The sequence below is a fragment of the Pedobacter sp. W3I1 genome, assembly GCF_030816015.1.
Taxonomy (GTDB): domain Bacteria; phylum Bacteroidota; class Bacteroidia; order Sphingobacteriales; family Sphingobacteriaceae; genus Pedobacter.
On sequence record NZ_JAUSXN010000001.1, the window covers coordinates 860,928 to 874,566 of the forward strand.

General features: G+C 39.9%; 10 protein-coding genes. 6 read left to right on the forward strand and 4 right to left on the reverse strand.

Going from position 1 to position 13,639, the window contains the following annotated elements:
- Positions 1-53: 53 nt before the first annotated feature.
- A complete protein-coding gene (gene ppsA / locus QF042_RS03775; protein ID WP_307525481.1) occupies positions 54-2,669 on the forward strand; it encodes a phosphoenolpyruvate synthase in 2,616 nt (871 codons plus the stop codon).
- Positions 2,670-3,165: 496 nt separating this feature from the next.
- On the opposite strand, the gene QF042_RS03780 is transcribed toward ppsA, so the two are convergent.
- Positions 3,166-4,029 (reverse strand): DMT family transporter, encoded by an 864-nt coding sequence (locus tag QF042_RS03780; RefSeq protein WP_307525483.1) that lies wholly within the window; start codon positions 4,027-4,029, stop codon positions 3,166-3,168.
- Between the two features lie 418 nt (positions 4,030-4,447).
- Here QF042_RS03780 and QF042_RS03785 point away from each other — a divergent pair, with 418 nt between their 5' ends.
- Both QF042_RS03785 and QF042_RS03790 read left to right on the forward strand, forming a co-directional pair.
- Positions 4,448-6,580: a S9 family peptidase gene (locus tag QF042_RS03785; RefSeq protein WP_307525485.1), complete on the forward strand. Its 2,133-nt coding sequence runs from the start codon at positions 4,448-4,450 to the stop codon at positions 6,578-6,580.
- 105 nt (positions 6,581-6,685) lie between these two features.
- Positions 6,686-7,357 (forward strand): epimerase, encoded by a 672-nt coding sequence (locus tag QF042_RS03790; RefSeq protein ID WP_307525487.1) that lies wholly within the window; start codon positions 6,686-6,688, stop codon positions 7,355-7,357.
- 85 nt (positions 7,358-7,442) lie between these two features.
- On the opposite strand, the gene QF042_RS03795 is transcribed toward QF042_RS03790, so the two are convergent.
- The gene (locus tag QF042_RS03795; RefSeq protein ID WP_307525489.1) at positions 7,443-8,204 is read right to left on the reverse strand and encodes a M57 family metalloprotease; all 762 of its coding nucleotides are present in this window, start codon (positions 8,202-8,204) and stop codon (positions 7,443-7,445) included.
- A gap of 306 nt (positions 8,205-8,510) precedes the next feature.
- On the opposite strand from QF042_RS03795, the gene QF042_RS03800 reads away from it, so the two are divergent.
- The gene (locus QF042_RS03800; RefSeq protein ID WP_307525490.1) at positions 8,511-8,828 is read left to right on the forward strand and encodes a hypothetical protein; all 318 of its coding nucleotides are present in this window, start codon (positions 8,511-8,513) and stop codon (positions 8,826-8,828) included.
- 167 nt (positions 8,829-8,995) lie between these two features.
- Positions 8,996-9,520: a DinB family protein gene (locus tag QF042_RS03805; protein WP_307525492.1), complete on the forward strand. Its 525-nt coding sequence runs from the start codon at positions 8,996-8,998 to the stop codon at positions 9,518-9,520.
- A 92-nt stretch (positions 9,521-9,612) separates the two neighbouring features.
- On the opposite strand, the gene QF042_RS03810 is transcribed toward QF042_RS03805, so the two are convergent.
- Both QF042_RS03810 and QF042_RS03815 read right to left on the reverse strand, forming a co-directional pair.
- Positions 9,613-9,792, reverse strand: coding sequence for a hypothetical protein (locus QF042_RS03810; RefSeq protein WP_055913183.1), 180 nt, complete (start codon positions 9,790-9,792; stop codon positions 9,613-9,615).
- Between the two features lie 786 nt (positions 9,793-10,578).
- Positions 10,579-11,280, reverse strand: a complete 702-nt coding sequence (locus QF042_RS03815; protein ID WP_307525495.1) for an SAM-dependent methyltransferase — start codon at positions 11,278-11,280, stop codon at positions 10,579-10,581.
- 278 nt (positions 11,281-11,558) lie between these two features.
- Here QF042_RS03815 and QF042_RS03820 point away from each other — a divergent pair, with 278 nt between their 5' ends.
- Positions 11,559-13,238 (forward strand): DUF6600 domain-containing protein, encoded by a 1,680-nt coding sequence (locus tag QF042_RS03820; RefSeq protein ID WP_307525498.1) that lies wholly within the window; start codon positions 11,559-11,561, stop codon positions 13,236-13,238.
- The last annotated feature ends 401 nt before the right edge of the window (positions 13,239-13,639 follow it).

The following is a 13,639-nucleotide window of genomic DNA, read 5'->3' on the forward strand; positions in this document are numbered from 1 at the left end:
TATTGGCATAATGAACAAAGACGGAATTTCTATTAGATAAAAAGAGGAATGATATGAGTAAATACGTAATTGGTTTTGAGGAAATCGACAGGTCAGCTGTTTTAGTTGTAGGAGGCAAAGGCGCCAATCTGGGTGAACTATTTAAGATTAACGGCGTACAGGTGCCCAACGGTTTTTGTGTAACTACTGAAGCATATAAAAAGATAACTGAAAACAATCAGGAATTAAATAGCTTATTGGATGAATTGGCGCTTCTTAAGGCAGACGATCGCTCAGCGATAAGCAGAATCAGTTCGGAAATTAGAGCGCTTATAGAAAACACACCTTTTATTGAAGATCTTGCTGAAGATATTGAGGTTCATCTGAATAAGCTAGGAGAAAAAGATGCCTTTGCTGTACGGTCTAGCGCTACCGCTGAAGATCTGCCAACCGCATCCTTCTCGGGGCAACAGGATACCTATTTGAATATAATCGGAAAAACAAACATCCTTAAACACATCAGCAAGTGCTGGGCATCATTATTTACGGATAGGGCTATAATTTATCGCATTCAGAATGACTTTGATCACCGTAAAGTGCAATTATCTGTCGTTGTGCAGAAAATGGTCTTTCCGCAGGCAGCAGGAATTTTATTTACGGCAGATCCGGTTTCGGGAAATCGGAAGATGTTATCTATTGATGCCAGTTTTGGGCTGGGTGAAGCACTGGTTTCGGGCCTGGTAAATGCCGATAATTATCAGGTGTGCAATGGCAGGATTATCAATAAAAAAATATCAGTCAAAAAGCTGGCCATTTATGCCTTAAAAGATGGGGGTACAACATCTCAGGAGCTTTCGGCAGAAGCCCAAAACAAGCAAGTGCTAACTGACGAACAGATTTTACAGATTGAGCAATTGGGGCGAAAAATCGAAACACATTTTGGCCAACCTCAAGACATTGAATGGTGTTTGGTTGATGATGGCTTTCATATCGTTCAGAGTAGGCCAATCACTACATTATACCCAATCCCTGAAGGGAACGATCAGGAAAATCATGTTTACATTTCTGTCGGACATCAGCAAATGATGACTGACCCCATGAGATCACTGGGATTAACTTTATGGCAATTAAGAGCTGCCAGGCCAATGTTTAGTGCTGGCGGAAGGTTGTTTGTTGATGTAACGGATAGTTTAGCCACCATAACTGGCAGAGGAAATCTATTTGATGCTATGGAGCAACATGATCCGCTCATCAAAGATGCATTGGTCACCATCACAGAAAGAGGAGACTTTGTAAAACAACTACCAGATGATGGAAAAGGACCAGTGCTGGTTAAGAGTACCAAAGGCTTGTCGGCTGCCGATATTTTAGCGCAAATTGGAAATGACCCGGCAATCGTTGCTGATCTGATTAAACAGAATGAGGCATCGGTAGAAACACTAAAGCAAAATATCCAAACGAAATCAGGGCCTGATCTATTTGATTTTATTCTGGAAGACATCGGGCAATCAAAGAAGATGATATTTGATTCGAAACACATGGGTGTGATCATCGCCGCGATGAATGCTTCATCGTGGATCAATGAAAAGATGGACGAATGGTTAGGTGAAAAGAATCCGGCAGACACCCTGTCTCAGTCTGCGCCCAACAATATCACTTCAGAAATGGGCTTGGCACTATTGGATGTTGCAGATGTGATTCGCCCTTATCCCGAGGTAATTAATTATTTACAAGAGGCAAAGGAGGCTAATTTTTTAGATGATCTGATTCAATTTAATGGCGGTAAGGAAACCCAGGACGCTATCTATGCTTATCTGGAGAAATATGGGATGCGGTGTGCAGGAGAAATTGATATTACGAACACACGCTGGAGCGAAAAGCCATCGATACTTATTCCCTTAATACTTAGCAACATCAAAAATTTCGAGCCCAATGCCGGCAAGCGAAAATTTGAGCAGGGGCAACAGGAAGCTTTAAAAAAGGAAAATGAATTACTGGCTAGATTGGCGACATTGCCAGAGAGCGAACAAAAAGTAAGAGAAACAAAACAAATGATTAGCCTGCTCCGGAATTTTGCAGGTTATCGCGAATATCCAAAATACGGAATAGTTAACCGCTTCTTTATTTATAAGCAAGCCTTAATGAAAGAAGCCGAACAGCTTTTAAAAGCTGAAGTGATCAGCCAGATAGAAGATATTTATTATCTCACCCTTCAGGAATTGCATGAAGCGGTAAGCACCAATAAACTAGATATTCAGCTGGTAAACAAACGAAAAGAAGCTTTTAAACAGGACGAAAAACTAATTCCACCAAGGGTAATTACATCCGATGGGGAAATTATAAGGGGTAAATACAAACGCGAAAATCTTCCAGTCGAAGCCATTGTAGGCTTAGCAGTTTCTTCAGGAGTGATTGAAGGGCGGGCTCGTGTAATCCTAAACATGGAAGATGCCAGTCTGGAAGATGGAGATATACTCGTTACCGCATTTACCGATCCCAGCTGGACACCATTGTTTGTTTCCATAAAAGGCCTGATTACCGAAGTTGGCGGATTAATGACGCATGGCGCTGTGATTGCAAGAGAATATGGCCTGCCAGCTGTTGTTGGCGTAGAAAGTGCTACTAAACTAATCACAGACGGGCAGCGGATTAGGCTGAACGGAACGGAGGGGTTTGTAGAGATACTGTAAGAAGAACAGGGTTTTGTTGGTGAATAATGAATTTTTTTTGCCCTTCGACGATACTCAGACTAACAAAAAAGTTTTTATGAATTGGTAAGTAAAATCGCTACTATTTCAGCGTATTTATCTGTGAGATCTTCCCTAAGAATCACCTAACCAGATTAAATAAACCTGATCGCAGCAGCACGAAGTAGAGCGAATGAGCAGGACTTTCGGAACCGATATACACAGAAACCTGCTTTTCAAAAAAAAGAAGTATGAAATTAAACTTTGTAAGCACTATAGAAAAGAGATGAGCAGCGGATTAGGTTGAACGGAACGGATGGATATATGGAAATATTAAAACATTAAACAAATGGGGTTGTATCATAAGTTGTGATTCCATTCGAACTTGTCACGTTGAGCTTGTCGAAACGCTTTGTGGGGCATTTAAACAGGTCCTTCGACAGGCTCAGGATGACAATCTATATTATGATACAGCCTCATTTGCATTGATAACTTCAATTTATTTCCTCATCGAAATCACGGTTTGTAAAATAACCGATATTGTTACGAAAGCCAAACCGATATAAAAAGATAGGTTCAGTTCTTTGCCCTCATTAAAAAATATAAAGGCGAGTATGATCGCATAAACAGGTTCCAGATTAAAGCTGAGATTAACTGTGAAAGCAGAAATTCGTTTTAAAGATTCGGCAAACAAAACATACAGGCCAACCGTACAAAAAGAGGCCAATAAAATGAGGTAGCCTGTATCCTTCAAATCTGGAATTATGGTTTCGACAGGGAAGAAATGCAAATAAATAGGGAGTAAAATGCCCAAACCTACTGTCCCGCCAAGCATTTGATAATAGTTGATGAGTTTGCTATCGTAAACTTTTACCAGTTTTTCGTTATAAATGGTATAAAGTGCGGCAAAAGCAGAAGATATTATGCCTAAACCAATACCCAATTGATATGACGAATCGAAGTGGAAAATCAAAGCGATGCCAAACAAGGTTAGCAGGCTTAATAATATTTCTGATAAATTAAACCGGTGCCGGTTAATGAGGGGTGCAAAAATTGCTGTAAAAAAGCTTGTTAAACAGTAGCACACCACACCAACTGAGATATTCGAATACTTAATACTGGCATAGAAAAATACCCAGTGCACCGTAATAAACATCCCGATTTTTGAAATATTAAATTTTTCTCTTAGTTTAATATCTGTTTTTACCTTGAATAGTTTTAAAACCAGCCATAAAATAATTGCAGAGAAAAAGACCCTGTACCAAACTAAAAGACCTTCATTAAGGGATATAAGCTTACCGAATATGCCGGTAAAACCTGCGAGTATTACAGCAAAGTGTAATACCAAATATGATTTTTTCATAAAGAGTTATCTGCCGTCCTGAAAAAGGACAAGAATTAAAAATTAATAAATAAACGCAATGTTAACTGCCAATAAAATAAACCGGCAACTCGATTATTGCATACAATTATGCTATTTATTAAGGTTTAGGGGGAGGAAGACAGCTCTTTCTGTTCATATCTATTGTTTGAGGTAAAGATAATAAAAAATATAAGAGGGAGAATGGGTGGATTTGCCTCTACGATGATCTGCGAAATCAACTAAGTACACGAAGTTAAAATTGCCGCAGATTGAAGAAGATTATGTGCTGGCAGCTCTGTGTCCTTCGCGCTTCTCTCTATGTTCTTTGTGGTTAAGCTATATATCATCTAAGTTTATATCAAGATTAATACCTGTCATTTCCTAAAACAGTCTTATTTTTAGCGCAAGATTAACTAACATGATGAATAAATATTGGCTTACTGTAACGGCTTGTACTTTGGCCATTACCGCAAATGCTCAGCATAAAGCTTTAACCGTTAAAGATTACGAACGAGCGGAAAGTTTTATGGGCTACAACACCGCAAAGTACATCGACCATGCCGGCGTGCAACCTAACTGGCTGGAAGGTGATAAATTCTGGTACACTGCTAAGGCGAATGGTGCTGAACAAACTTTTTTGGTAGATCCGGTAAAGAAAACAAAAACTTTAACTACCGATTATAAAGGCAGTGCAACACCATCTCGACGTGGGGCCAGCCGGAATGAAGTTCTATCTCCTGATGGGAAAAAAGCCATTTTAATTAAAGATTATAACCTTTTTGTTAAAGATGTGACCACCGGAAAATTAACACAATTGACCACTGATGGCATTAAAGATTATGGTTATGCTACCGATAATGCAGGATGGAAACATAGCGATGCACCAATTTTGCGCTGGTCGCCAGATTCGAAAAAGATAGCCACTTTTCAGCAAGATCAACGGAATTCGAACGATATGTACCTGGTAACCACTAATGTTGGTGCGCCGGAGTTAAAAGCCTGGAAATATCCTTTACCTGGTGATAAACAGATTGCAACCATTAGAAGAGTAGTTATTGATGTAGAAAACGCGAAGATGGTTTCGCTAAACATCCCTGCAGATCAACACCGTGCTACTTTAAGCGATGATATTTCGAGCAGTGGTACTTTTGATGACATCGATTGGAAAGCTGATGGTACCGAAGTGGCATTTGTGTCTACTTCCCGCGATCATAAAAATGAAAAATTCCGTATTGCCAATACCACAACGGGTGCCGTTCGGGAAGTTTTCGAAGAAACGGTAAAAACGCAGTACGAATCTGGTCAGGGAGCCATCAATTGGCGTTACCTTCCTGCGTCTAAAGAGATTATCTGGTATTCGGAAAGAGATAACTGGGGGCATTTATACTTATACGATGCAACCAACGGAAAATTGAAAAACCAGATTACCAAAGGCGATTTCGTGGTTACCCGTTTAGTTAAAGTAGAGGAAAAAACACGCATGCTTTACTTCATGGCCAACGGCCGCGAAAAAGGAAATCCTTATTTTAGTCATTTATACAAAATCGGTTTCGACGGAAAAAATCTAGCATTGTTAACCCCTGAAGAAGGTAATCATCAGGTGGTATTTTCTCCATCGTTCGAATATTTTGTAGATACCTATTCGCAACCGGATGTGCCAGCCGTTACGGTTTTAAGAAGTATCAGCGGAAAACTGATCAACACCTTAGAGAAAACAGATGTATCTCGATTAACCGCTATAGGTTGGAAAGCACCTATTCCGGTTGCTGTTAAAGCTAAAGATGGTAAAACCGATATTTATGGACTGGTTTTTACACCAACCAAAATGCATGCAGGGCAAAAATATCCGGTTATCGATTATATTTATCCAGGTCCTCAGGGTGGTAGTGTAGGCAGTTGGTCTTTTGCGGCCTCACGTGGTGATAATCAGGCTTTAGCCGAACTGGGCTTTATTGTGGTGGTAATAGAAGGAACCAGTAACCCTGACCGCTCTAAAAGTTTTCATGATATGAGTTATGGCAATATGGCCGAGAATACCTTGCCCGATCAGATTGCAGCCATCAGACAACTCTCTGCTAAATATCCTATCGATACGACAAAAGTTGGCATCTGGGGGCATTCGGGTGGAGGTTTTGCCACTGCTGCGGCCATGTTCCGTTATCCGGATTTCTTTAAAGTAGGGATTTCAGAATCAGGTAACCACGACAACAGAAACTACGAGGATGATTGGGGCGAACGTTACAATGGTTTGGTAGAAAACTCTGATTATGAAGCGCAGGCCAACCAGAATTATGCGAAAAATTTAAAAGGAAAACTGATGCTGGTACATGGTATGATGGATGATAATGTGCCACCTTACAATACGCTATTAGTAGTTGAGGCATTAGAAAAAGCAAATAAATCTTTCGATCTGGTTATTTTTCCAAATAGTGCACATGGTTATGGTGAGTATTCACCTTATATGACCCGCCGCCGTTGGGATTACTTTGTACAACATCTTTTAGGAGCAGAACCGCCTAAAGATTATGAAATGAAAGCCAATACGAAATAACGTTTACAAGAGCAGCTTAATCAGTTGCTCTTTTTTTATTTATATTACCTTCGCGATGAAACAAAGCGCTTTCTTTTAAGTTTTTGTTAATAAGCAAATCATATTATGGGAAAAACCAGAGATCAGAATAACGTAATCATCACCGGTGCTACAGGCATGGTTGGCGAAGGCGTATTGATGCAATGTTTGAACAGTCCCGAAATAGACGGTATTTTAGTCATCAATCGCAAGCCTTGTGGTTATACTCATCCAAAACTAAAAGAGATTATCCATTCCGATTTTTTTGATTATTCGCAGATTGAAAATCAGCTTTTGGGTTATAATGCCTGTTTCTTTTGTTTAGGAATTACCTCAGTAGGTGTTGATAGCGATACTTATTACCAAATGACTTATGTACTAACCATGCATGTTGCTGAAACATTAAGCAAGCTGAACGATAATATGACTTTTTGTTATGTTTCTGGAGGGGGAACCAATGCGAACGGCCGTTTGAAATGGGCGCAGGTAAAAGGTAAAACCGAGAATGATTTAATGAAATTACCTTTCGGGCAGGTGTTTAATTTTCGCCCGGGTTTTATTAAGCCACTGCCAGGACAAAAATACGCACATAAATTTTATAAATATATCAATTGGTTATTTCCTATTGGAAGAGCCGTTTTTCCAGGTGGATTTTGCACCATGGCAGAGCTGGCGAATGCCATGATTAATACTTTAAGCCATAATGGCGAGCGGAGAGTTTTAGAAGGAAAAGACATTATTACCTTATCAAAAGAATAAGCCCAGGTACTGCAATGAGTTCCTGGGCTTATTAATCCTCAGCTGATTAAGGACTAGTTTAGGTTTGGTTGTTTATTTTAAAGGTTTAATATAAGGCTGCAACAGCATTTTTATCTTTTGTAGATAATACAGTAGCACCCGATCCACATTGGCCACCATTCATCAGTGATAAAGCATCTGTTCCGGTAACACCAGGAACATTTGTAGCTGTAGATTCGCCCTGAGCTGACCAATTTGTATGGCGCAAGGAAATATTATGACCAAATTCATGGCATATTGTTCTTGCACGTTGAGCAAATGAATTGCCTGCAATATAGTTTTTATTGATTCTAACCAAAGCACCTGCACTTCCGCCAGATGGGAATTGCCCTGAGCCACAAACACCATTTCCTAAATTTTCATCTTTGATCAGGATGTCATAAGGAGCTGTAGTTACGGTGCTGAATCGCAAAGTAGAATTTGGCACAGCGTTCCATTGCGCAATTGCACTGTTGATCTCGCTGCTCATAGAAGTCATAGATGCATCTACAAAAATCCTGATATTCAGTTTTTTCGTAGCGTTTACAATGCTCCCGGTGTAATACTGCTCTGTTTTTGTGCCAGTGCCACTAGATGGGATTTCCATGTTTTTTGGAAATGTAATGTCTTCTTCTACAATAAATTCATTTCCATTGTCAACAATGCTCGATGCAGGGAAACCAAGATCTTTAATGTACTGTAAAACCTTATCGGCGTTTTTTACAGTTTCCTGTGGTTCTGTTGTTGATGATTCCTGGTTTTTTTTACAGGCTGCAAATGTTACTGCAACCATCGCAATAATAGCGATCTGTTTTAGGTTTTTTTTCATGAAGTTTAAGTTAGTTGGTCCTTAATAGCTGATAAAACAAATGTAACAGAACATGTTACATTAATATCCGGCCTAAGTATTATTTTACACGAAAACTTAATTAGTATAGTGTGTAATGTTTTAAAGTTAAATTTGTATTTAAAAATTTACACCAACAGTCTGTTTTATGTGGTGATATTTTAGCCGGATTAATTTATAATCGAAAATAAAGTGTAACGGTACCGCTGGTAAATCGGAAAAAAAGCATAGTACTAGTTAATTCTTCTTACCTTACCAAATTATGGCCAAAAGCCCAAATTTTATAGTATGCAAAATGAGAGTATAGCCTTGCAGGCTAAGGTATTTTTATATCATTTAAATAATGCCAACAACGAAAATGGCCTTCGGGCTAAAGAATCGTGGAAGTTTAGTCAGGTAAGTGAGCAGGGAAAGGCTGACATCGAACACAATTTCTTCCCTACTGTTTCTGTTCAGGTAGATCCAAAAAAGATACATGATTTTGCAGCGAGTGTATTATCGCAGCTTAAAGAGCAACCTAAAGTTAATGTGCCCGATCTTAATGTTAGTATCCAAACCGGATCAGAATATTTTATCGCCTTTTCTCCTGACAGGGTGATTAGGTAAGATTGGCATTACGCGGAATTATTTAGCATTCTTTTAAGAATATATATATATATATCCCTTAATCGCAGTAAATTTAGCTGGAGAAAAATTTTTTCAGATGAATTTTTACACTGCCATAGGGTTGTCAGTGGCCTGTATTTTCTTTGTGTAACTAAAACAAAAAAGATATGGTACAGGAACAATTATTCGCAGAAACAATGGAAGAAACTTCCCTTGTGTATTTAATGAAAAATTATGCAAACTATAATTTCTGGGCAAATTTAACCCTGGTAAATTGGTTAAAAAAACATGCGGAACAACTATTGGACCAGGAGGTGTTATCGAGTTTTAAAAGTGTAAAGTTAACCCTTGCCCATATTTTGCAGGCACAGGAATATTGGTATTCAATTCTTACTAAAACCGAATTTGAATTTCGCGAATATGGAAGTTTGACCGATATTTTTGATGCGCTGTTAAAACAGTCAGAAAACTTAGCCGTTTATATTACTGCAATCAGTGAAGATAGATTTAATGAAAAAACAGAAATTCAAAGTCCCTGGTTTACTTCCGACTTTCAGAATTTTGAATATGTGTTACACGTTTTCAATCACAGTACCTACCACCGTGGCCAGATTATTACCATCTGCCATAATTTAGGAATAACAGGTGCTCCTATGACGGATTATAACTTCTATAATGTAATGGCGAAATAAAATCGTTAATTAAGCCAAACCTTGTCGAAAGTTTCATCATATTCCATGAACTTTCGACAAGGTTATTCCGGCATCTTTCATTCAGGTGCTAATTATTTTTTATTATCGTACTTTCTTTGATTGTCTTTGTTGGAAGTTTGATCTGACCGTTGACCACCGCCATTGGTTATCCCCTGCATTTTTTTATCCGTTTTAAAATCGTGATTAGCCCGATCAGCTATTGAACTGCCTTGAACCGTTGGATTGTTTTTGGGTGTGCTCGTATTTTTCATAACTCAAAGATTTAGTGAATAAATTGCGGAGCGCTATGGTAACAACCAATGTGGGATTGGATATGTTTTGATTTTTTGAATTTGTTTGTTATTTCGAGCGGAGAGCAGCGCGAATATTCGTCATTGCAAGAAAGAATGAAAGCCTTCCAGCTTTTCCTATTGTGTGGACACATTTCTGTTAGCTGCATTTGTTTTTATAGCACATATTCCTAAGCGATCGTCATGCTGTCCCGAATCTTCGCGATCAGCATCTTTCCCGCCATTAACTGGTACTGATTCCTTAAGAAGCATAGTTTTGGGGACAAATATTGATTTATTCCGCTCTTTGCCGCGGGGGCATGGTACTTTGGAGCGCCAAAGTACCCAAAGCGCTTTGTCAATCCAGCAATGTGGCTTCTCATCGCCCCACGCTCATCAAAAAAACAGTGGCACTTCGTTTTGTGTTCAATATATATTAAACTTTGAATTCAGTGCTAATGAACACAAAACCACTGCGTTTCAGGTTTGGTAATGCTATTTGGACCATTGTGCACCTATTTTTTTGATTCTCCCGCCACTTGGGATTGACGGCGTCCTTTGGTAAAGACTGTGGTTTTATTAAAGCTAGCTAGCATGATGCACAAACCATTCTTAAAAAGATGTGTCCACACGATTTTTGTGGAAAGCAATCTTAACACCGTGGCGATAATCCTGGTTTAAGATTGCTTCGTCGGCTGAAAAGCCTTCTCGCAATGAATACTGTTATGAACCAATGGCCAATGAACTAATGACTAATGAACCAAATTACTAGTACAACAAAAATATAGTGGGCTGTTTATGAAGATCAATTTCCTCTTTACGCCAATTGTAAACACTTTGTGTTTTAATAAATTCGTCTTCTGCGGTGAGGTTGCTGGCTACACAAACCTGTGTATTGGGTTTGCAGCTTTTCAGCACTTCTTCAAAAAGCTGGTTATTGCGGAAAGGTGTTTCGATGAATATCTGTGTTTGTTTGTAACGGCTTGCCGATAAATCTAAATCTTTAATCCGTTTGGTGCGCTGTTCTTTATCAATTGGTAAATAGCCCCAAAATGCGAAACTCTGTCCGTTAAAACCCGATGCCATTAATGCCAGTAAAATTGAACTTGGACCTACCAATGGCACCACTTTAATACCGCGTTTATGTGCTTCGGCAACAATATCAGCCCCGGGATCGGCAATGCCAGGACAACCGGCTTCGCTCATTAAGCCTACATCTTTTCCGGCGGAAAGCTCAACAAAAAACTGACCTAAATCTGTCCGGTTATGTTTGCCATAGTCATGCACGATTAAATCTTTCTGTGGCGTTTTTAAACCAGCCTCTTTTAAAAACCGACGGGCTGTTTTACTATTTTCTACTATGTAGGTATCAATCTGGTTAATGGTATCAACCAAATAAGGGGTAAAAGTTTTGTGAGCTACCTCTTCAGCCAATGGTACGGGAATAAGGTATAAAGTGCCTTTTTGCATGCTACAAAAATACTCACAAAAAATAGAATTTAAGTTCTAAAGTTTGTGGTACTGGCAATATAATCTCTTTTGTAAACAGTGGTGTAGCAAATTTTATTTCTAACTGACTTATTTTCTGCACAATTAAACTTGGCTTAAAACGTTAAATATTAGTTAAATATGCCTTGTATGGCAATATTTGAAGGAAAATACAGAAACTATGCATGCATATTAAACCTTCTGCATTTTTGGTTCTCTAATTGATACACACACATTAGGTTATTAAAATAAACACACAAATGAAAACACTGAAATCTACGGCACTTGTGCTGGGGCTATTTGCGCTCCTTGCCGGAACCACAACCCTCGTCAGGGCACAAGACTATCAAAACGATTACCAGGACGATGGTTATAGCACTGGCAATGTTTCTTTACAGACTTTTTACGATGAACTTTCGCCTTATGGCACCTGGATACAAGATCCTCAATATGGATATGTTTGGCGCCCGGATGTAGATCAAAACGAATTTCGTCCATATTATACAAACGGACGTTGGGCCATGACTGAATACGGTAATACATGGGTTTCCAATTACGATTGGGGTTGGGCACCTTTCCATTATGGCCGTTGGGTAATTAACAGTTACAGGCAATGGATCTGGTTACCTGATACCAATTGGGGACCTGCCTGGGTAGACTGGAGAAGTGGTGATGGTTATTACGGATGGGCTCCAATGGCGCCAAGTATCAATATTAATTTGAGCTTTGGCCGTCGTTACTCGGTACCAGAATTCTGCTGGAACTTTATTCCACAGCGTAATATCTACATCAATGTGTTTCCTAGGTATGATTACGGTCGCAACAATGTATATATCCGCAATACCACCATTATCAATAATACTTATGTATATAACAGAAGAACATATTATGGTGGCCCGAGAGTTGAAGATATTAGACGTGCAACCAACAGGGATGTAACCGTTTATAGATATTCACAAGGTTCCAGACCAGGCGCAAGCAGGATTAATAGCAGGGAGGTATCTATTTACAGACCTAGACCAGAGCGTAATGCTGACAACCGTAGTGCGGCTCCCCGCAAATTTGAACAAGGCAATGCTGGCATTAGCAGAGGCGGAAGGAATGAAGGTAATACCAATCGCGATCAAAGAGGCGGTAATAACAATACTACTGACAACCGTTTTGGATCGAGAGGAGATAACCGTACTGCACAACCTGATCGGAACAACGGTACCATAAGCAGAGATAATAATAATCAACCTAATAACAGGGGTGAAGTTTATAACAGAGATGCTAATGGACGTGCTAATCGTGGAAATGCCAATGGTATAGACGGAAGAAACGGACAAGAAAATGTAAACCGTGGTCAGGATCAACAACGTTTGGAGCAGATGAGGCAACAGCGTACTCAGCAAGACCGTATGAGCCAGGATCAGCAACGTACACAGCGCGATGTGCAAACACAGCAACGTGGTCAGATAGATCAGCAACAACGTGCGGCCCAAATGGAGCAACAAAGAGCACAGCGTAACGAGCAGTTTCAACAACAGCGAACACAACGTGATGCTCAGGTACAGCAACAACGTAATGAGCAGATGCAACAGCAGCGTGCGCAACAAGCCCAGACCCAACAACAGGAAAGGACCCAACGCGATGCACAGATGCAACAACAGCGCAGTGAGCAAATGCAACAACAACGTGCACAACAGGCCCAGGCTCAACAGCAGGAAAGAGCACAACGCGATGCTCAGGCACAACAGCAACGTGCGCAACAACAGCAGCAGGAACGTACACAGCGTGATGCCCAGGCTCAACAACAAAGAGCACAGCAACAGCAGCAACAAATGCAGCAAAGACAGGAACAACGAAGAACAGAAGCACCACCACAACAACAGCAACAAAGAGGTGGTGAAAGAAGCGGCTCTGAAGGAGGAAGACCATCAAGAGGTGGTAGAGGATAGATTGATAGTCCCGATGAAAATCGGGACTTTTTTATTTAAAAGGCTATAACTTTAATAGCAAGGTGTTGAAAATTAGTTAGTTGCAGAAAACTGCTCTCCTAATCGTTTTATAATCTTTATTTGAAAATGAACGTTCAGTACTGCTTCGGAAGCAGCAGTCCCGTTATCCGCTATAGCTCCAATGAATCCCGATGTAAAATCGGGAGGAGGCTGCCGCTGCTACCGGGTTTAGAAACAAAGGTTTGTGCAAAAAATAGCAGTTCTCCATATGGATGAGGTATTAATTTAACGCCCAGTTATTAATAGTAGCATGATCAGACCTATCTAGACCCGATTGGAGTGAGCACGCAATCCCAGTTTTCAACTGGGATAAGTAAAACGGAAAGCGGGAAGACACCCAA